Here is a 19,537-nt window from a genome sequence, read left to right on the forward strand (position 1 = left end):
AGCATAACTGTTACGCTTGCAATAAGAAACAGCCGCGATTAAATTGATAATATATTTTTTGCAGTGTAACTGCACAGCATGAACGGAGAAATAGATGAGCGAACATATTTTACAGGTTTCTGACGACAGCTTTGAAGCTGATGTATTAAAAGCAGAAACGCCAGTACTGGTTGATTTCTGGGCGGAATGGTGTGGCCCATGTAAAATGATCGCGCCAATCCTGGATGATGTCGCATCTGAATATGCGGGCAAAGTTGCAGTGGCCAAGGTCAACATCGACCAAAACCCGAACACACCACCAAAATTTGGTATTCGTGGCATTCCAACCTTACTGTTATTCAAGAATGGTCAAGTTGCCGCTACTAAAGTAGGTGCCCTGTCAAAAACGCAATTAAAGCAGTTTTTAGACAGCAATATCTAACGATGTGCTAAAAAGGCGTATTTTTTATACGCCTTTTTTCTATTGTCCGCTGGACGGACGTTATCGCAGCTGCTATTGTGTGCAGTAGCAAACACCCTGAACCACGCTTGTCTGTCGAATAAACCAACTTCTATCCCATATTTATCGAATTGATAAGCATTTAATCTGTTTCCACCAACAAGAACCCATCAAATATGCATTTAACAGAACTGAAACTGAAGCCAATTAGCGAGCTGGTTGAGTTAGCTGAGTCTATGGGCCAAGAGAACATGGCTCGTCTGCGCAAACAAGATATCATTTTCGCCATCCTTAAATCCCATGCCAAAAACGGTGAAGAAATTTACGGTGATGGTTGCTTAGAAATCTTACAGGATGGCTTTGGTTTCCTTCGTTCCTCTGACAGCTCGTACCTAGCTGGCCCAGACGATATCTATGTCTCGCCTAGCCAGATCCGCCGCTTTAACTTGCGTACGGGTGACAGCATTTCCGGTTTAATTCGGCCACCTAAAGAAGGTGAGCGATACTTCGCCCTGCTAAAAGTCAGCGAAGTTAACTTCGGCAAACCTGAGCATGCTCGTAACAAAATCTTATTCGAAAACTTAACGCCGCTGCATGCGAACTCACGTTTACGCATGGAACGGGGTAACGGTAGCCGCGAAGATATCACGGCACGTGTCCTAGACTTAGCCTCACCTATCGGTAAAGGGCAGCGCGGGTTAATTGTCGCGCCACCAAAAGCCGGTAAAACCATTCTGTTGCAAAACATCGCCCAATCTATCGCCGCCAATCATCCTGATTGTGTACTGATGGTGTTGTTAATCGACGAACGCCCAGAAGAAGTCACCGAGATGCAGCGTTTAGTGAAAGGGGAAGTAATTGCATCTACCTTTGATGAACCGGCTAGCCGTCACGTACAAGTTGCTGAAATGGTTATCGAAAAAGCCAAGCGCTTGGTTGAACACAAGAAAGACGTGATCATCCTGCTTGACTCGATTACGCGTTTAGCTCGCGCTTACAACACCGTGATCCCTAGCTCAGGCAAGGTATTAACCGGTGGTGTGGATGCAAACGCCTTGCACAAACCAAAGCGTTTCTTTGGTGCGGCACGTAACGTTGAGGAAGGCGGCAGTTTAACCATTATCGCCACAGCCTTAGTGGATACCGGTTCTAAAATGGACGAGGTTATCTACGAAGAATTTAAAGGTACCGGTAACATGGAACTGCACTTATCGCGGAAAATCGCTGAGCGCCGTGTGTTCCCTGCTATCGACTTTAACCGTTCAGGTACGCGCCGTGAAGAATTACTGGCGTCACCAGAAGAACTACAAAAAATGTGGATCCTGCGGAAAATCTTACATCCCATGGATGAAACCGATTGTATGGAATTCCTTATCGATAAATTGTTAATGACTAAAACAAACGACGAATTCTTTGATGCGATGAAACGTCAAAAGTCTTAAGTTGAGTTGTTAATAAAAAAACCGGCGCAAGCCGGTTTTTTATTACTGCATGCCGCATTTAACAAAACGAACCGCATAGCGCGTTATGCACTACTCGTTTCGTGCGTAAAAACACCGCTTAAAAAATCTCAATAGCAAACCGTCACTCCCGTTAACCAATCACTTGATGTACTAACGGTGCTACCGCGGTAAGGTCAAAACGACACGCAGCTAAAAACTCTGCTTTTGCCATCTCGGCTGCAGCCGTGGTTGCCGCATGCACGGTGGCTAAAGGTTGCCCTATACTGACTTGATTTCCCGCACTTACAATCTGACTAAAGCCAACCGCAGGATCAATTTTCTGTGCAGGATGCGAACGCCCTCCACCCAATCTTACAACGGCCATGCCTAAACCAACGGTGTTGGCATAGTGCAGTTCTCCTGCTTGAGGTGACTCGATCACTAAATTCACTGGTGCTGCCGCTAAATATTGCGCAGGCTTTTCAAACAAGTCTGCGGGGCCACCCATGGCACTGACCATCTTCGCAAAAATCTCTGCCGCTTTACCCGAACTCAGGCTGTGCTCTAACGCAGCTACTGCAGCGGCTTTATCGGCATACACCTTGCCTAGAACCAGCATATTCGCACCGAGTTCTAAGGTTAATTGATGTAATCTTGGCTCACGGTATTTACCGGTTAAATAATCCAGCGTTTCCATCACTTCTAACGCATTACCCGCAGTAGCCCCTAAGATTTGATTCATATCAGTAATTAACGCGCGGGTAGCGACACCTGCACCGGTTGCAGTGTTAACAATGCTGTTCGCCAGCGCAGCAGCATCATCCGCCGTTGCCATAATGGCCCCATTGCCCACTTTAACGTCCATCACCAGCACATCTAAGCCTTCAGACAACTTTTTCGACAAAATAGACGCGGTAATCAGTGGTATAGATTCTACCGTGGCCGTCACATCACGAATGCCATACAAACGACGATCTGCAGGGGCGAGCTCACTACTTTGACCAACAATAACGCAACCTAACTCAGGTAACAGTTGGCGAATACGGTTCAGTGATTGCGTACAGCTATAGCCTGGGATTGCTTCCAGTTTGTCTACTGTGCCCCCCGTATGGCCCAACCCGCGGCCGGCAATACTTGGCATATAGGCACCACAGGCTGCGACCATCGGAGCTAACATGAGCGTGACTTTATCACCCACACCACCCGTACTGTGTTTATCAACTACCGGGCCATTTAACTGACCTTGCCAATTCAATACCGTGCCTGAATCGCGCATCGCTAACGTTAAGGATACGGTCTCGGCTACCGTCATACCGTTTAAATAAATGGCCATGGCCAGCGCAGCCGCTTGGCTATCGCTAAAGCTGTCGTCTGTTAAACCTTGTACGAACTGTTTAATCTCGGCCTCAGTTAATACTTGGCCATTCCGTTTTGTTTTAATAATTTCCTGTGGGATCGCCATGCTTAATCCTTTGATATCTTGTTACTAGCAGCTAAATAGTTAGGGGTAAAGGCATCGGGTAATAAGTATTGCAGTTCCCAATGTTGCTGTTGACCTAAATGGTTACAACTGGCAATAGGGCTGTCTGGTTGGAAAAATTCTGCAATCACCTGACGACACATACCGCAAGGCGGTGTCAGCTTTTCTTGTGGGGTATAGACCATAACGGCCAGTAATTTACGATGCCCCGCTAACACGGCAGCGGCGATGGCATTGCGCTCTGCACATACCGTTGCACCGTAAGAAGCATTTTCAACGTTACAACCAGCAAAGATGTGGCCATTCTCGGCCAGTACAGCCACGCCTACAGGGAATTGACTATAAGGGGCGTATGCCTGCGCAGCGGCGTCTTTTGCGGCCGCTTCTAACGCGGCCCAATTAATTGTCTTCACAGCTAAAACTCAGTGACTAATGGGCATATAGTTTTGCTGGGTTTTTCGCTGCGGTCAAGCGCTTGCGGTTAATGGCGTTAAACGACGGCAGAACAACAGAATCATCAGCAATAACCACGCACAAGCTAAAGGTACTAACCAGTAAGCTTGTAAAATACCCGCTTGCTGCGCCCACACCCCAGTGGCTAACCCCGCAAATTGAAAGCCCACAGAAGTGCCAATGCTGGCAATACCCGATAACACGGGGCCATTCTCACTATCTATATCCATCGCTGTTGCCAACATCAGTGGAAATAAGCCGCCGATGCCTAAGCCCAGTAATACATTACCTGCGGTAAGTTGTGGCAAACCAACACTGAGTTTTAATAACAAAGCACCGCTCAGTGCGAGCGAGGCTAACAGCAACATTAATTGCGCTGGGCTACACCAACGGAGTAATAAAGCGAAGCCCAAGCGGCTGAGCACCATACCACCGGTAAACCAAGCAAGTAATAATCGCGCTTGCTCGGTTTCTATACCAATACCGTCTGCTGCGTAACTGACAAACCAATTACCTTGGCCCCACTCGGCTGCGCCGTAGCCAATCATCACTAAAAACATTAATAAAAATAACGGCTGACGCAGCACTTTGACATAAGACAAACTACTGCCTTTGTGCTCCGCCTTACTGGCCATTTGTGGCTGCACCTTGGCGACATATAAGCTGTAAAACCCTAATAGCAGTAAACCCAACGCAATAAAACGCAGCGGCCAGCGCCAGTCGTCTAGCACCCAAAATAACACTACGACCCATAAGGGCGCGGCCAAGGTCCCTAAACTAAACATAAAATCCATCAGCCCCATCATCGCGGCGCGTTTATTCGCAAACAATCTCGCGATCAAGGTGTGGCCCACAGTAAACATGACCGCGTAAGTCATGCCCACTAACACGATGAGCGGCAGTAATAACTGCCAGCTTGTAATAAATGAGAACAATAACAGTAACAAGGTTTCAACCAACGCCAAGCTGGCAAACAACCTTAAAAAGTGAAAACGCTGCGCATATTTGCCGCCCATCACCGCCCCAAAAATGGCACCCATCGACAACAAACTAAAAAATAGACCACTGATACTGGTCGACATTTGTAGGTCTTTGGCCATATCAGGCAATAAAATGCCCCATAAAATGATCAAATTACCTAACAGAAAAAAACCACTAAAAATCACTACGGTTGGCGCTGCACGCGACATAACCTACTCCAAAATGCTGACCGAAGGAGCTTCGGTATCAGCGAAAAAATTGCTTCATCCCTGCTAGGCAGTATGGCGGATCACGTTTTAACGCTAAACCAAGTTAAAGTTGTCGGCATCTAAAGCGGCTGGAAATTTTTCACGAAAAGCATGTAATGCCTTAAGATCGGCTGTGGCATAGAGCACTCCGGCTTCGTCTGCGGCAAGCTCTGCTATTGGCTTTCCAAGATAGTCCACAATTAAACTGTCACCCGCATACTGCATGCCATGACCATCTTCACCCACCCGATTACAGCCAAACACATAAGCTTGATTTTCAATCGCCCGCGCTTGCAATAACACCCACCAGGCACGACTGCGCGGTGCTGGCCAGTTAGCAACGTAGATCATCGCATCATAGTCATTTTTATTACGGCTAAATACGGGAAAACGCAGGTCATAACAGACTTGGAGCAAGATGCGCCAGCCACGGTAATTAACAATAACGCGCTGCTGCCCAGCCTGATAAGCATGATGCTCTCCGGCCATACGGAACAAATGCCGCTTATCATAAAATTGCACTGCGCCATCCGGCGTCACAAAATATAATCGATTTACCCGATGATCTTCTGCCGTGCGCACAGCAACTGAGCCAGTGATGGCCGCCTGATACAACGCAGCTTGCTGTTTTAACCACAACAAGGCCTCACCCGGTTCAGGCTCTGCCACTTGGGCGCTATCCATACTAAAGCCAGTGCTAAACATTTCGGGTAGCACAATTAAGTCTACCTGCTCTAAATCAGCTAATTGCGCCGTCAACTGAGTCAGGTTTGCGTGGCAATCTTGCCACACTAACGTGGTTTGCAGCACCGCGACCTTTAAAGTTGACATAAGATCTCCGCAGCCTGCGCCAAAGTATGTTGCTCTTTAGCAAAACATAAACGAATAATCCGATCTGCTGAACCTTGCTGATAAAACACAGAAAGCGGAATGGCTGCCACTTTATGCTCAGTGGTGAGCCACTGACAAAACTGCACATCGGTCATTTCGGCAGCAATTACACTGTAATCTAACAACTGAAAGTAAGTACCGGCACAGGGAAGCAAGGTAAATCGGCTAGTCGCTAGCGCCGCAGCAAAAAAATCGCGCTTTTGCTGATAAAATTGCCCCAGCTCGGCAACCTGTTCCGGCTGCTGTTGCAACATATCCGCAATGGCATATTGGGCGGGCGTAAAACTGGCAAAGGTGACATATTGATGAATCTTTCTAAACTCAGCGGTGAACGAAGGCGGGGCTATGGCATAGCCTAATTTCCAGCCAGTAACATGAAAGGTTTTACCAAAAGAGGATACCACCACGGTACGCGCCGCTAATGCCGCGAAGCAATGCGCGCTCAGTTGTGCGGCCTGGTCAAACACCATGTGCTCATACACTTCGTCACTGATGCAATACAGTTGATGTGTCAGCACCAACTGCTGTAAAGCCAGCCAGTCTGATTCCTTAAACACCATACCGGTGGGGTTATGCGGGCTATTGACGATAATTAATCGGGTCCGAGGCGTCATCACCGCGGATACTAGTGACCAGTCAACCTGATAATCAGGTGCTTGCAGCCTAACATGCACGGGCGTACCACCGGCTAACTGAATTGCCGGAGCATAACTGTCGTAGGCGGGATCAAACAGCAGCACCTCATCACCAGGCTGCACGAGCATTTGGATTGCCACAAATAAGGCTTCCGTTGCACCTGACGTTACCGTGATCTCATTATCGGCACAGACCTGTCGCTGATAACAACGCGCGGTTAACGCCGCAATTTGTGCTCGTAACATCGGCACACCAGGCATCGGCGCATATTGATTTAAACCCTCCGCACTGTGCTTAGCTAAGCGCTGTAACAGGAACGGATTAGCTGCAAAATCCGGAAAACCTTGCGACAGATTAATGGCATGATGCTCTGCCGCTAATTGCGACATCTGACTAAAGATGGTGGTACCTACCGCAGGTAACTTGGAAACTATCGACATAAGTGCAGAAAAAGTTGCGAAAACCGCCTTCAATGCTATCATTTGGCTTATTTCATGTATAGACATCTATACGCTTAAACACTTAAACGTATGGCTTTATTATTTCCCGCGATGAGGCAAACCGTTATGAAGGTAAGGTTCTGATGAATAATACCGCACAGGTGCAACAACTTAATCCAAACGCTATTGCGCTATGCACTTTAGGCCGTTGGATCGCCAGCCGCCACTGGGTACCCGCCACCGGCGGCAATTTCTCGATCCGTCAAACTGACAATATGGCGTTGGTTACCGCATCAGGTAAAGACAAAGGTGAACTTAGCCCACAAGATTTATTACCGGTGAGCTGGCAAGCCGATCAACTGCATTGCCAATACGGTACTCCCTCGGCAGAAACCGCACTGCATGCTCAGCTTTATCAACTGGACCCTCAGATCAAAGCCGTTCTGCATACCCATTCCGTGCATGCTACCGTTTTTTCTCGCTTGATCGGTGCCGATAACTACCCATTTCGTGGTTATGAAATGCAAAAAGCCATCAGCGGCATTCAGAGCCATGAGCAAACGCTCACTTTAGCGATTTTTGACAACACCCAAGATATTCCGGCTTTAGCTCGACAAGTACAGCAACGCTGGAAAAGCAAAGCCTTACCATTTGCGCTGTTAGTTAGAGGCCATGGTCTTTATGTGTGGGGATACAGTTTAGCTGAAGCAAAAAGGCATTTAGAAGGCTGGGAATTTCTCATAAACTGCGAGCTTGAACGTCTAAAAATTACAGGAAAACCGTGACTTATTCAGCCATTATTACCGACATTGAAGGCACCACAACACGCATTAGCTTTGTCACTGAGGTGCTGTTTCCTTATGCTCGGTTACATTTAGCGGCTTTTGTTCGTCAGCATCAACAGCAACCGGCGGTCTTGGCGGAACTCACCGCCGTGCGCGAACAGCTACAGCAACCAGAAGCAGATATAGAACAATGCATTAGTGCCTTATTGTCCTGGTTAGATGCCGATCAAAAAATAACGCCGTTAAAAAGCCTTCAAGGCATGATTTGGCAAGAGGGTTATCAGCAAGGTCATTTTACGGGCCATCTGTATCCCGATGCCGTAGCGCAATTGCAGACGTGGCAACAGCGCGGTATTCCATTGTACATTTACAGCTCAGGCTCTGTTACTGCCCAACAACTCTTGTTTAAATACTCTGACGCGGGTGATCTTACACCCTTACTCAGTGGCTATTTTGATACGCGCATTGGGGGGAAACGCGACTTAGCCAGTTATCAAGCTATTTTAAAACAGCTGCAATTGCCGCCAGCACAGGTGTTGTTTTTATCCGATGTCGTCGCAGAATTAGATGCCGCCCGACAAGCAGGCATGGCTACGGTGCAGTTAATCCGTGAACAACAAGCCGCTAGCGATCACCCCGTTGCCGAAAACTTTTATCAAATAGAGGTATAAATACGCATGAGTACTTTGCATATTTTTGCTATTAACCAACCCGAGCAAGCGCGCTTTGTTTCAACAGACGCTAATGAGATCAGCGCGCAGTTACAACAACAAGGCGTACAATTTACGCAGTGGCAAGCCAATGCACCTATTGATGAAAACAGCAGCGCTGAGCAAGTAATGTTGGCTTATGCCTCAGATATTGCCAAACTACAACAACAGCAAGGTTACAGCACTGTCGATGTCATTTCTTTGCATCCAAGCCATCCTGACAAGGCGGTATTGCGACAAAAATTTTTGGATGAGCACATCCACACGGAAGATGAAGTACGATTTTTTGTGCGAGGCCAAGGCTTATTTTGCTTACATTTAGGCGATGAAATCTATCAAGTGTTATGTCAGCAAAATGATTTAATTAGCGTGCCTGCCAACACACCGCACTGGTTTGATATGGGCAGTGCCCCAGATTTTACCGCTATCCGTTTTTTTAATAATACCGAAGGCTGGGTCGCCCATTTTACCGGCAGTACAGTGTCTCGTCAGTTTCCGCTGTTAGACTAAATTTAGCGCAAAATGCACCAACTTCGTGCATCTTGTGCTTAAAGTCAGCTTATTGTTGCCAGTAAACCACTGAATGCGAAGATATTGCATTTAGTGGTTCAGCTCTTGCATTAATTTTGTCATACTTAACATCTAAACTAACCAATTTATCCCATGCTTTACTGCAGGTAAGTCTTTTATGTCTTTGCAAACACCGCTACGCGGTCTACGTTGTTTTTGTGTTGCAGCTGAATGTTTAAGCTTCAAAGATACGGCTAAACAGCTGTACTTAACGCCTTCTGCTGTCAGCCATCAGATCAAACAACTTGAAGACAATTTAAATTTAAGCTTATTTGAACGCAAAACGCGGGCCATAGAATTAACCGAAACGGGCAAGCAATTTTATCTTGAAATAAAACCGCTACTGGAACAGTTAAGCCAAACCATTACCCAATTTAGCCAAGTTGAGCGCGTGCGTGAAGTTAGTATTTCCATGCCTGAATTCTTTGCCAGTGAACTGTTTGTGCCACGTTTGCGGGGATGGTCAGAGCAATTCCCCAATATCAACTTAAAGTTAGAAACCGTTAAATCACGACGCGAAAACACTAAGTATACCGATGTCTCTGTGGTGCTATCCGGTAAAAAACCTGAAGACGCTTCCGTTTACGATTTATTCCCGATCAGTTATTTACCCGCTTGTAACCCGGCGCTGTTTCAAAAATTGCATAACAAAGGCTACCGGGTATTAGAAAAAACACCGCTAATTTTGCATCAAGCACGGCCGACTGCTTGGCATCAATGGGCAGAACGTGTCGGTTATCATCAATTTCAGCCGAAACAAATTATCCAACTCGATAGTATGTTTAGTGTGGCACGTGCTGCGCAACAGGGTTTGGGCGTTGCGTTAATTCCAATGCCCATCAGCCACGCATGGTTTACTGGCGGCTCTTTAGTTAAATTATTTGAACAAGAGTTAGTCAGTCGCGATCGCTATTACCTCGTGCAACATAATGATGATACCGACCGTCCGGAAATTAAACTGCTGATTGATTGGATCTTAAAAAGCTTTCATACCGCCGACTTCTCTTTACCCGCCATGACTAAGTGATGATTTCTCTGCAATATGCGCTAAGACCATAACAGCCAATCGCCTTCTTACTCGCTCAAGCTAATTTATTAATAATTACCAAGTCGCGTTAATGACTATTTTTTCTTTATTTCGCAGCCGCAAATTTTCCAGCCTAATCGACTACTCTTTGCACAAATACCCCGTATTTACTGCATTTTAGGCTATTATCGCCGCTTTATTAACCTTAAAAAGTTCCCATAATACAGTTGAATAAATTTAATCTATCAGGTTTTTTTTTATCGTTTGTACCGATCGCTACAAAATTCTATAGTTAACCCGTGTTCGAGATTCGAATGCAGCGGTTAAAGTTGTTGAAGGGTTTAACCTACCCTTACCTGTCTACCTTGTCTTAGCCCGGTTTTTATAAACCGGGCATTTTTTTATCAAAAATACCCCGTTAACTTTTACTGTCTCAGTGTTATGAATTAGACAATGAAGTGCTTTGCTTATTTTTTTGGTAGCGCCGCCAACACTTTAGCAATCAACTGGTTCAACTCATCGCCATTTCCAATCCAGCGTGCAACCAGCAGTACATCATGCTCTTGATCGAGGTAAATCACGTTACGCCCAGCGCCCTGAAAGGTTACTGCACTTTCTGGTGCAGCCGGTAACGCTTGCCGGCCGGGGTTGAGAAACCAATTAGCATAACCATAATCGGCTTTGGCACTGCCGCCCGTTCTGGCAGCACGAATGAAGTCTTGGCTAATTAATTGCTGGCCTTGCCAATTGCCGTCACGTAAAAATAAATAACCAAAACGCGCTAAATCCCAAGCATTGATAAACATACCGCCGCCCCAGTGCCCCCCACCAGAAACACTTTGGATTTTCTGGCCATCCAGTTCAATCCAGCTGTTGTCGTAACCGTGCCAACGCCATGTGCTGCTGGCACCAATTGGCTGCATAATCCGTTCGTTTAACACCACCGGCAGCGGTTTGCGCCAAACATAGGTGGTGGCCAGCGCCAGCACATTAATGCGCACATCATTGTATTTGTAACGGCTACCCGGCGTATAAAGTGGCCGATTAGGCCAGTCTTTTGCTTCGCCTTCCGGGCGATCGGCCCAATCCGGTTTACCCCATAAGGTTCCCTGCCAATCACTGGTTTGCCGCAGCAAATGATCCCAGCGAATTTGCTGATTGTGCTCACTGGCAAAGAGCTCACTCGCTGAAGGTAAATAAGGGCCAACTAAATCCTGCATATTGTGGATCAAGCCCTGCTGCAACGCCAAACCGGTTACCGTGGTTAAAAAGGTTTTACTGATACTGTGTGTCATATCGACACTTTGCGTATCGCCCCAAGTCGCAATCACTTTACCTTGATAAATCACCATGCCATTGGCCGCGGCTCTTACCGACATTGGGCCAATAATCTGATCATAGGGTTCGCGTGCGCCAAAGGTGGTTGCTTGCACTAGGGCTTGATCTTTGGCGGCGGGATTTTCGCTGGCAATCGCATAATCAACCGCTTGTTGCAGTTTACTAGCGTTAACGCCCAAGCTTTGTGGGCTAACCTGCTGCCAAGTACCGGCCGGGGGAAAGTAAGTTTCAGCGCTAATCGCAACGCTGCTAAATAACATTAAGGCACTGATCAACGTTAACTTCATAGCGGGCTCTTCTAAAATCGGTTTTAAAGCCCATGCTAACAGTAATGGCGCCACTGTCACAACTTGGTCATGTAAACAACACCCCGCTGTCATCTTTACTGCTTAAAGTGCTTTCATTTGCACATACCCTGGAGATGATAATGCGCTTTAACAAAACTCGACTGGCTCAGTTAATCTGTTTTTCTAGCATGGCGCTAATAATGGCCGGCTGTTCTGGTGACGATGGTGAAAATGGCAGCGATGGCGCTACCGGTTTAGCCGGTTCGGATGGCGCCACTGGCTTCAACACCTTGATCCGCACAACTCACATTGGCTTAGATCGTGATTGTGATGTCGGAGGGGTAAAACTGGAAACAGGCTTAGACAGCAATCGTAATGATCAGCTCGATGATAGCGAAGTCTCGCAAACGTCTTTACTCTGTAATGCCGCTGCAGCAGAAAGCACGCCTAACCGCATAAAGCTGGCATTTGCTGGTCGTTATGAAAGCAATGCATTTGGGCAGAGCGCGGCTGAAATAGTCACATTTGATCCTGCAACACAACGCAGCTTTGTCGTTAACGCTCAACTGGGTGAGCTGGATGTGTTAGCCATAGACAATCCAATCGCCCCAATAAAAATAGGCAGCATTTCCGTGGCAGATATCGCTGCGGGTGCAAAAGTTAATAGCGTAGCAATATACAAAGGACTTATTGCAGTAGCCATTGAAGCTGCAAATAAAACAGATAACGGCTTTGTCGCCTTTTATCGCGCTGAAGATTTGAGCAAACTGGCTCAGGTACAAGTAGGTGCGCTACCTGATATGCTCACCTTTACCCCAAATGGTCAGTTTTTATTAGTTGCTAATGAAGGTGAGCCCAGTGACGATTATCAAGTTGATCCTGAAGGATCAATCAGCATAATTAGTGTCAGTGATCTGAATAATATCACTCAAACACAAGTGCGCACGGCCGGATTTAACGCCTTCAACACAGCAAAAGCCGAACTCTTAACTGCCGGTGTTCGGGTGTATGGCCCCAATGCTAGCGTGGCTCAAGATCTGGAACCTGAATATCTTGCCGTTGCACCAGACAGTAAAACCGCATGGGCGGTCTTACAAGAAAATAATGCCGTTGCGGTGATAGATATTGAGAGCGCCAGTATCAGCGCTATTTTGCCTTTAGGCTTTAAAGATCATGGTGCCAGTGGCCAAGGCCTTGACCTGAGTGATACCGAAGACAGTATTAATATTGCGCAATGGCCCGGTATCACCGGTATGTACCAACCTGATGCGATGGCCGCTTATCAAGTAGGCAATACTACTTATCTCATCACTGCCAACGAGGGTGATGCCCGAGCTTGGGGCGAAAACAACGCTGCATATTTTGGTACCTCCGGCAACACCCCTTGTAATGGCGATACCAACGAGGGGTTTATCGAAGAGTTCCGCGTTAAACACTTAGTGCATCGTAACGGTTTTGATCGCCGCTGTGGCGATGACTTACCCGCCCATTTACGTGAGTTAGCAGCCGGCGCCCTACTTAACCCCAGCGTTTTCGCTTACTGTGGCGCAGCGCTGGGCGAACCCGGCAACTGTCGCGAAGATGATCTGTTAGGCCGCGTAAACGTGAGTTGGACCATGGGTTACCAAACTCATGCTGATGGCTCGCCATTGCTTTACAAAGCTGATGGCACTTTACCTGCGTTGGGTGAAACAGGCGACAGATTGATGTATGACAAACTCTATACCTACGGGGCGCGCTCCTTTGCCATCTGGGATACCACAGATATGTCATTAAAATATGATTCTGGCGACTTTTTAGAACAGCTGCTAGCCAGTGACGATTGTATGCTGGGTAGTAACCGCGACATACCTTGCAAAGACTGGTTTAACAGCAACCATGAAGAAGGTGATGCCTTTGACAATCGCAGCGATAATAAAGGGCCGGAGCCAGAAGGCTTAGCTGTCGGTAAAATTGGCAATAAACATTATGCTTTTATAGGCTTAGAGCGGATGGGCGGTATAGTGGTATTTGATATCAGTAATCCTGCAGCACCTGTTTTCCAAGATTATTTGAATAGCCGTGATTTTTGGGATGAAGCTGATCCGTCACTCAATTTAAGCAACAGCGGCGACTTGGGCCCTGAAGGTTTATTTTTTGTACCCGCAAAACATTCACCTAGCGGCCAACCCATGCTGCTTGTTGGCAATGAAGTCAGTGGCACCACTAGCGTATATCATATCCAGTTACAGTAAACATTGCGCTTGACGTTATCGCCTAACACCTGCTGCGAAATCACGCAGGTGTTAGGCCTTAACACAACGCCTAAACTACCATTTGCCAATAACGTAACTGAGCAGTAACAGGTTTGCCGCTACGGACAGCCAAAACCAGGCCAGAAAAGAGAGTAACCGTCCTTATTTAGGTTTATTCAGCAGCGCTTTTAAATCAGCAAAAGGATTATGCGTTGCCGCTGCGACCTTTTGCTCGGTGGTGCCGCCATACAACACATATTCGTGGAATTTATTGTGCTCGTTATCGTGGCAATAAATACACAACAGCTCCCAATTGCTGCCATCTGCAGGGTTATTGCTGTGATTATGATCAATATGATGCACCGTTAATTCTCTCAGGTTTGAATGCACAAATTCACGGGCACAACGGCCACAAACCCAGGGGTACATTTTTAACGCTTTATCGCGATAACCTTGCTCTTGTTGCTGATAAGCACTTTTGCTCATGACTGTCCTAGTATTTTTGGGGTGGCATGGCAGATAACCGCCACTGCGAGGCAAACCATTTCGATGAAGGGTTATCTTACCAGCCTGTTTGATTGATGCAATTCATCAGCGCTGCGTCACCGCAAAAAATGCAGCTTATTGCAACGGCTCTCTCTATTGCAGCAACACCATTGAGTGGGCGTAACCGCAGGGGTTAATACCTGAGCTTAAATGACTTAGCGGCTGCCACCCATTTTTAAACCATTGTGGTCCTTACCGCGTCTTTTAGACTAAACATTCTCAACACCTAGACCAAAGTCGACAGCCCTGTCGCTTGCAAAATGGCAGCAGTTGGCCTAAATTAGACCAAGCAGTCTAATTAATTAAAGTGAGCTATGGATAACCAAAAGCGCCAACGCGGCCGACCGAAGAAAAACCAAGATGCCGATCCGAATACCAAGGCCGTGCTGCTGCGCGCAGGCTTAGTATGGTTGACCTCGTCAGGATTTAACCAAAGCAGTTTGGATACTATATTAAGCTCGGTGCAGGTCCCCAAAGGTTCGTTTTATCATTACTTCGAAAACAAAGAAGCTTATGGGTTAGAAGTATTAGCTCACTATCGCCAGTACTTTGAAGCGAAATTAAGCAAACATCTTAACGACCCCCGTTATCCCCCTCTGCAACGGCTTAGCCATTTTATGAGCGATGCCAGTAACGGTATGGCTAAGTATCAATTTAGTCGGGGCTGCCTGATCGGTAATTTAGAACTGGAACTACCGCAATTACCCGACACCTTTCGCCACGCTATTGTGGCGACCTATAGCAGCTGGCAAGCATTGGTCGCGAATTGCTTAAAACAAGCACAAGCCCAAGCTGAGATCACGGCAGATAAAGACCCAGCAGCTTTAGCAGAAGTATTTTGGATCGGTTGGGAAGGTGCGGTCGCGCGGGCGCGCTTGCTGCAATCCGCACAACCGTTACAGCAATTTGGTCAGTTCTTTTTGAAACAACTTACCCATTAATTTTAATTACACCCCACTGTAAAACGGAGAATCGTATGTTTAAGGCCATTTTAATTAATAAAGATGAGCAAGGTTATCGCGCCGAGTTAACAACCGTAGACGAGCATCAACTGCCTGCCGGTGATGTCACCGTAAAAGTATTAACCAGTACCCTCAATTATAAAGACGCTCTGGCGATCACGGGCAAAGCGCCGGTTGTGCGCAGCTTTCCCATGGTGCCCGGCATCGATCTGGTTGGCGAAGTCTTGCAATCTGATTCTAGCCGTTTTCAAGTCGGTGATAAGGTGCTGCTCAACGGCTTTGGGGTGGGCGAAGGTCATTGGGGTGGCTTAGCTGAAAAAGCCCGTTTAAAAAGTGATTGGCTGATCCCGCTTCCTAAAGGCATTAGCCCAGCGCAAGCGATGGGTGTAGGAACGGCGGGCTACACCGCGATGCTATGTGTGCTCGCGCTGCAAAAACATGGCGTTACCCCTGAGCAAGGTGAAATTCTAGTCACCGGCGCTAATGGCGGTGTGGGCAGTTATGCGGTGCGCTTACTGAGCAAACTGGGCTATAACGTAGTGGCGGCCACCGGGCGGCCTGAAGAAAGTGACTACCTGAAAAAACTTGGGGCAACAGATATTTTAGCCCGTGAACAATTAAGTACACCGGGCAAACCGCTGCAAAAAGAACGTTGGGCGGGTGTTGTCGATTGCGTCGGTAGCCATACCCTCGCCAACGCCTGTGCTAGCACCCGTTATGGTGGTGCCGTTGCCGCTTGCGGCTTGGCACAAGGCATGGATTTTCCCTCTTCCGTGGCGCCCTTTATCCTGCGCGGTGTCGTGTTATACGGCATTGATAGCGTAATGCGCCCATTAGCAGATCGCATTGAAGCCTGGCAACGCCTAAGTGAATTGTTAACGGCAGAAGATTTTGACACCATCAGCCACGATATTACCTTAGAGCAAGTGGTCACAACCGCGAACGACCTGCTACAAGGTAAAGTACGCGGCCGAGTAATTGTGAAAGTCGCTGAGTAATGCTTTGAGTTAGGTTGATAAACTGCCCGTTTTTGCGGGCAGTTTTGATTTAACAGCAGCGAAATAATTCGCCTGCGTCACTGAGTTTAATTAATAAAAAATTAAACCCCTACTCTCTTGCCTAAAAGTATTAAATAGCTGCATTGAGCGAACAACAGAAATTTCTGCCGCATCAAAATGTCTATGCGCATGTCCGCAATTACTCATTAAATGAACCACTTTTTCGCCGTTGGCGAGTAACTTTCTTTTGTTTCGCCAAAAGAAAGTCACCAAAGAAAATTCGACCCACGTTGCGGCGAAAGCCCGTTCAATTTTGCCCGCCCAAGGCGACGAGGTAACTCGCTCGGCGCTACCGCACCTCACTCAAACACCCCTCGTCTTAAAACCTTGGTCGTGCAAACTTGCACGGCTTGCAACGTAATGGGATTTAAAAGCACTTCAGCCTTTGGAGTATTTCGATTTAAGATTATGACTGCTTTGAGCGAAAAGCAGAGATCCATCACCGCACCATAATCCATATGCCAATGTCTGCTTTACTGCAAAACCGGACATTGAGTCCGGTTTTGGTTACACATTACCGATCTATCGGGCTCGATGTCCCAGATGAATGTTGCCCTATGACATGCGTGTATATTTGAGTGGTTTTCAAATCTGTATGCCCTAACAACTCTTGAACCGTGCGTATGTCAGTACCTGCTTTTATTAGTACGATAGCAGAGTGCCAAGTTTTGAGTGGACGCAGTAACTTGTCTATTTGCGGCTAAATAGGTCAAGAAACCAGTTACCTCCTGCTCTCCCATGTCTTTAGGATGCTTTTTTTATTGAATAAAATGAAGCGTTTTATCCACAGTAGATACGTTTTCTCAGTTTGAATTGAGTAATGTTTAGTGCACAAAACCTGCCTAATACTTTCAAGGAAAAGTGAGCTAGCCATATTAATCCTCCTGTTGAATATCGGGTGTATTACTGAGAAGTCTCAGTAATACACCCGATAAACAGGGCTAAATTAACCTAGGCTGTTGATGTTGCGTATGTTTACTCTGTTTGGATGTGGGGTGTTACTGAGACTTCTCAGTAACATGGTAAATTTAAAGTGAATTAAATGCTTGGTTGGCTTCTCAAGTTATTGATTTTCGGTAAACTCATAGGTATATATTTATTTTTACCTCTCGGGTGTTACTGATAGGTCTACATAATAACTGTTAGCTTTGCGGAGGCATTTATCGACACTTTGATATTTTTGATTGGCTCCATACTATTTTTTGTATTGGTAATAAAGTTGGAATCAATGATTCCTATTAACTATTTGGATAAAGTCGAAAGAACATTTAGTGATTTAGGTACAACCGTGCAAGTAAGGACAAATTCTTACTCACGTTTTTATAACACCAAAGGACGATTGATAAAAAAGTCTGATATATCAAAAATCCAAATAGCTGGTTGTCTTACACTTTTTACGCTATCAGATAACGCAATAGATATTACAGTTCATCCAGCTAATAGAGATATCGTGTTTGAAAAAGCTAAAAGTATATTTACAGAGGCTCAAGTTGTTGAAATTGATATGCAAAGCTAACAATGCGCATCACTTGCGCCCTGCGGTCGCTGGGACGCCAACCCGCTGCGCGGCTCGTCGCCCGTGTGCTTTGCGTTATGTGTTGGTTGTTTTGGATGATAAAACCGGCGACATTATCGCCTGAAATACTGTTGCTACATGACGAAAATCGTTAGCGTGCTGTTACACCGTAGCTGGTTATTAAATAAGGCTCAACCCATTACTATAACAATGATACTGCAGCAAAGTTCTGTTAGCCGCACACACAAGCTTTATAAGATCCTGCTGGTTAATGGCATTATCTTAAGTGCCACCTTTTTTGGCTATAAGTACCTGCCAGCGTTAATAGCGCTGGAACCGCGCCACAGCGGCCGTTTAATGGCGCTGCTGGCAATTGCACCGCTGTTAGCACTGTTTTGTTCTATTGCTATAGGCGCAAGGCAGCCGAAAACCTTTAGTGCTAGCCTTGATGGCATCACGCTAAGCGATGGCATCGCCGGCAGCGAGTTTTACCCCTGGCACAATATCAGCGGCTTAAAGCTAAACCCCAACCGCAAAGTACTAACATTTCGGATAGAAAGCCTGGAACTTAAGCAAACCCTGCGGTTAAAGCAGTTTGGTATTACCGAACTGCAGCTTGAGCAATTGCAGCAGCTGGCAGCAGTGGGGTTAAAAAGCAAGTAGGGGATGGCAGATTTGTACCAAAAGCAGATATTCGTTCTGGTATTTAGTTTCCGAAAACCGCTGTATTTGTATGCACATAATGCCCAAGCCTAACTCACGCTTTGTTAGACGGGTTAACCCGTATTTGTTGCTGGCACAAATACCAGCTGTACCTATAAGTCATTGTAAGTTTAAAAGAAGCGGTGTAATGTTTCGCACATTAAATTTACAAAGGCAGGTTAACCCGTGTTTAAAAGCGAGTCGACCCGCCGAATAAGCGTTATACGTCAAGGAGAGTATCTTGGCCACGGTATTAATCACTATTTTCTTACTTCTTTTCGCGGCTGCTGAATTGATTTTTAGGTTACGAATGAGAATAGGAGCAATTCCTGTCTCTTCTATAGTATTGTTTGTAGTAATTCTGCTTGGTGCATATGGGTATTTCTTCGAAAGTTCTCCCTATGGAATAGTGCAGCCCCCAATTAAGTATGCTTTGAGCAACATTATTATGTATGGGAGTCCGATTATATTAATGCTTGTTGCAGCCAGTTTTTTTAAGAAACCTTCATCACTCTTTATTCATTGGTTTGCAGGTGTTTTCTCAGCTCTTTATACGGCGTTTTTCCCTTTAATTGCTATCTACACTGTATGTGCCTTAGGAATTGATTGCCTTTGAAGATGACGTATAACAAGTTGCTAAATTTCGTTCCGGCCACAAAAAGCGTGGCCTCCACTGGACTCCCTACACTGCGCTGCGGCAGCCAATTAGCAAAGCGTTAGGCAATTAATCCCATTAACTTTATTAAATGCCCAACCTTTTTTGCTTTGATTTTTGTCGTGGTAGCGATTCCA

General features: G+C 46.3%; 21 protein-coding genes and 1 pseudogene. 12 read left to right on the plus strand and 10 right to left on the minus strand.

The genetic code is table 11. From position 1 onward, the window contains the following. Nucleotides 1–94: 94 nt before the first annotated feature. Nucleotides 95–421 carry a thioredoxin TrxA gene (gene trxA, locus ORJ01_RS14240; protein WP_226751359.1) on the plus strand — a complete coding sequence of 109 codons (327 nt, stop codon included), beginning with the start codon at nucleotides 95–97 and terminating at the stop codon, nucleotides 419–421. Between the two features lie 194 nt (nucleotides 422–615). Then, on the plus strand, nucleotides 616–1,881 hold the full coding sequence (rho, locus tag ORJ01_RS14245; protein WP_226751360.1) for a transcription termination factor Rho: 1,266 nt from the start codon (nucleotides 616–618) through the stop codon (nucleotides 1,879–1,881). A gap of 151 nt (nucleotides 1,882–2,032) precedes the next feature. Here the strand turns inward: rho and deoA are convergent, their stop codons facing one another. From deoA to ORJ01_RS14270, 5 genes are all read right to left on the minus strand, one after another. Then, the gene (deoA, locus tag ORJ01_RS14250; RefSeq protein ID WP_306178595.1) at nucleotides 2,033–3,343 is read right to left on the minus strand and encodes a thymidine phosphorylase; all 1,311 of its coding nucleotides are present in this window, start codon (nucleotides 3,341–3,343) and stop codon (nucleotides 2,033–2,035) included. Nucleotides 3,344–3,345: 2 nt separating this feature from the next. Next, complete coding sequence (locus ORJ01_RS14255; protein WP_306178596.1) at nucleotides 3,346–3,774, minus strand: cytidine deaminase; 429 nt, start codon at nucleotides 3,772–3,774, stop codon at nucleotides 3,346–3,348. A gap of 54 nt (nucleotides 3,775–3,828) precedes the next feature. Next, nucleotides 3,829–5,004, minus strand: coding sequence for a sugar MFS transporter (locus ORJ01_RS14260; protein ID WP_306178597.1), 1,176 nt, complete (start codon nucleotides 5,002–5,004; stop codon nucleotides 3,829–3,831). A gap of 93 nt (nucleotides 5,005–5,097) precedes the next feature. Continuing rightward, nucleotides 5,098–5,874, minus strand: coding sequence for an amidohydrolase (locus tag ORJ01_RS14265; protein WP_306178598.1), 777 nt, complete (start codon nucleotides 5,872–5,874; stop codon nucleotides 5,098–5,100). Continuing rightward, nucleotides 5,862–7,010 (minus strand): methionine aminotransferase, encoded by a 1,149-nt coding sequence (locus ORJ01_RS14270; protein WP_306178599.1) that lies wholly within the window; start codon nucleotides 7,008–7,010, stop codon nucleotides 5,862–5,864. The genes ORJ01_RS14265 and ORJ01_RS14270 overlap by 13 nt, the downstream gene beginning before the upstream one ends. Before the next feature lie 143 nt (nucleotides 7,011–7,153). Here ORJ01_RS14270 and ORJ01_RS14275 point away from each other — a divergent pair, with 143 nt between their 5' ends. The 4 genes from ORJ01_RS14275 (at nucleotide 7,154) to ORJ01_RS14290 (ending at nucleotide 10,102) form a co-directional block, all read left to right on the plus strand. Next, nucleotides 7,154–7,795: a methylthioribulose 1-phosphate dehydratase gene (locus ORJ01_RS14275; RefSeq protein WP_229586060.1), complete on the plus strand. Its 642-nt coding sequence runs from the start codon at nucleotides 7,154–7,156 to the stop codon at nucleotides 7,793–7,795. Next, the gene (gene mtnC, locus ORJ01_RS14280; protein WP_306178600.1) at nucleotides 7,792–8,466 is read left to right on the plus strand and encodes an acireductone synthase; all 675 of its coding nucleotides are present in this window, start codon (nucleotides 7,792–7,794) and stop codon (nucleotides 8,464–8,466) included. Before ORJ01_RS14275 ends, mtnC begins: the two co-directional genes overlap by 4 nt. 6 nt (nucleotides 8,467–8,472) lie before the next feature. Continuing rightward, nucleotides 8,473–9,015 carry an acireductone dioxygenase gene (locus tag ORJ01_RS14285; protein WP_306178601.1) on the plus strand — a complete coding sequence of 181 codons (543 nt, stop codon included), beginning with the start codon at nucleotides 8,473–8,475 and terminating at the stop codon, nucleotides 9,013–9,015. 178 nt (nucleotides 9,016–9,193) lie between these two features. Then, a complete protein-coding gene (locus ORJ01_RS14290; protein ID WP_226751369.1) occupies nucleotides 9,194–10,102 on the plus strand; it encodes a LysR substrate-binding domain-containing protein in 909 nt (302 codons plus the stop codon). A 467-nt stretch (nucleotides 10,103–10,569) separates the two neighbouring features. Here ORJ01_RS14290 and ORJ01_RS14295 read toward each other — a convergent pair whose 3' ends face one another. Continuing rightward, on the minus strand, nucleotides 10,570–11,727 hold the full coding sequence (locus ORJ01_RS14295) for a serine hydrolase (protein ID WP_306178602.1): 1,158 nt from the start codon (nucleotides 11,725–11,727) through the stop codon (nucleotides 10,570–10,572). 140 nt (nucleotides 11,728–11,867) lie between these two features. Between ORJ01_RS14295 and ORJ01_RS14300 the strand changes: the two genes are divergently transcribed. Continuing rightward, nucleotides 11,868–13,961, plus strand: coding sequence for a choice-of-anchor I family protein (locus tag ORJ01_RS14300; protein WP_306178603.1), 2,094 nt, complete (start codon nucleotides 11,868–11,870; stop codon nucleotides 13,959–13,961). Nucleotides 13,962–14,123: 162 nt separating this feature from the next. Here the strand turns inward: ORJ01_RS14300 and ORJ01_RS14305 are convergent, their stop codons facing one another. After that, complete coding sequence (locus tag ORJ01_RS14305) at nucleotides 14,124–14,447, minus strand: YajD family HNH nuclease (RefSeq protein WP_226751378.1); 324 nt, start codon at nucleotides 14,445–14,447, stop codon at nucleotides 14,124–14,126. Between the two features lie 374 nt (nucleotides 14,448–14,821). Between ORJ01_RS14305 and ORJ01_RS14310 the strand changes: the two genes are divergently transcribed. Together ORJ01_RS14310 and ORJ01_RS14315 are read left to right on the plus strand one after the other, a co-directional pair. Next, nucleotides 14,822–15,448, plus strand: coding sequence for a TetR family transcriptional regulator C-terminal domain-containing protein (locus ORJ01_RS14310; protein ID WP_306178605.1), 627 nt, complete (start codon nucleotides 14,822–14,824; stop codon nucleotides 15,446–15,448). A 35-nt stretch (nucleotides 15,449–15,483) separates the two neighbouring features. Then, nucleotides 15,484–16,467: an MDR family oxidoreductase gene (locus ORJ01_RS14315; RefSeq protein WP_306178606.1), complete on the plus strand. Its 984-nt coding sequence runs from the start codon at nucleotides 15,484–15,486 to the stop codon at nucleotides 16,465–16,467. Between the two features lie 574 nt (nucleotides 16,468–17,041). On the opposite strand, the pseudogene ORJ01_RS16195 reads toward ORJ01_RS14315, so the two are convergent. The 3 genes and pseudogenes from ORJ01_RS16195 to ORJ01_RS16205 form a co-directional block, all read right to left on the minus strand. After that, nucleotides 17,042–17,173, minus strand: a pseudogene (locus tag ORJ01_RS16195) (tyrosine-type recombinase/integrase); the annotation flags it as partial. After that, on the minus strand, nucleotides 17,154–17,267 hold the full coding sequence (locus tag ORJ01_RS16200) for a hypothetical protein (protein WP_371930765.1): 114 nt from the start codon (nucleotides 17,265–17,267) through the stop codon (nucleotides 17,154–17,156). The gene ORJ01_RS16200 and the pseudogene ORJ01_RS16195, both read right to left, overlap by 20 nt. After that, nucleotides 17,249–17,401: a phage integrase N-terminal SAM-like domain-containing protein gene (locus tag ORJ01_RS16205; RefSeq protein ID WP_371930766.1), complete on the minus strand. Its 153-nt coding sequence runs from the start codon at nucleotides 17,399–17,401 to the stop codon at nucleotides 17,249–17,251. The genes ORJ01_RS16200 and ORJ01_RS16205 overlap by 19 nt, the downstream gene beginning before the upstream one ends. 345 nt (nucleotides 17,402–17,746) lie before the next feature. Here ORJ01_RS16205 and ORJ01_RS14325 point away from each other — a divergent pair, with 345 nt between their 5' ends. The 3 genes from ORJ01_RS14325 (at nucleotide 17,747) to ORJ01_RS14335 (ending at nucleotide 19,361) form a co-directional block, all read left to right on the plus strand. After that, nucleotides 17,747–18,043, plus strand: a complete 297-nt coding sequence (locus tag ORJ01_RS14325) for a hypothetical protein (protein ID WP_306178608.1) — start codon at nucleotides 17,747–17,749, stop codon at nucleotides 18,041–18,043. Between the two features lie 138 nt (nucleotides 18,044–18,181). Next, the gene (locus ORJ01_RS14330; protein ID WP_306178609.1) at nucleotides 18,182–18,706 is read left to right on the plus strand and encodes a hypothetical protein; all 525 of its coding nucleotides are present in this window, start codon (nucleotides 18,182–18,184) and stop codon (nucleotides 18,704–18,706) included. 280 nt (nucleotides 18,707–18,986) lie between these two features. Then, nucleotides 18,987–19,361, plus strand: a complete 375-nt coding sequence (locus tag ORJ01_RS14335) for a hypothetical protein (protein ID WP_306178610.1) — start codon at nucleotides 18,987–18,989, stop codon at nucleotides 19,359–19,361. Nucleotides 19,362–19,537 lie beyond the last annotated feature (176 nt).

The organism is Alishewanella sp. SMS8 (assembly GCF_030737935.1).
In the GTDB taxonomy this organism is placed as follows: domain Bacteria; phylum Pseudomonadota; class Gammaproteobacteria; order Enterobacterales; family Alteromonadaceae; genus Alishewanella; species Alishewanella maricola.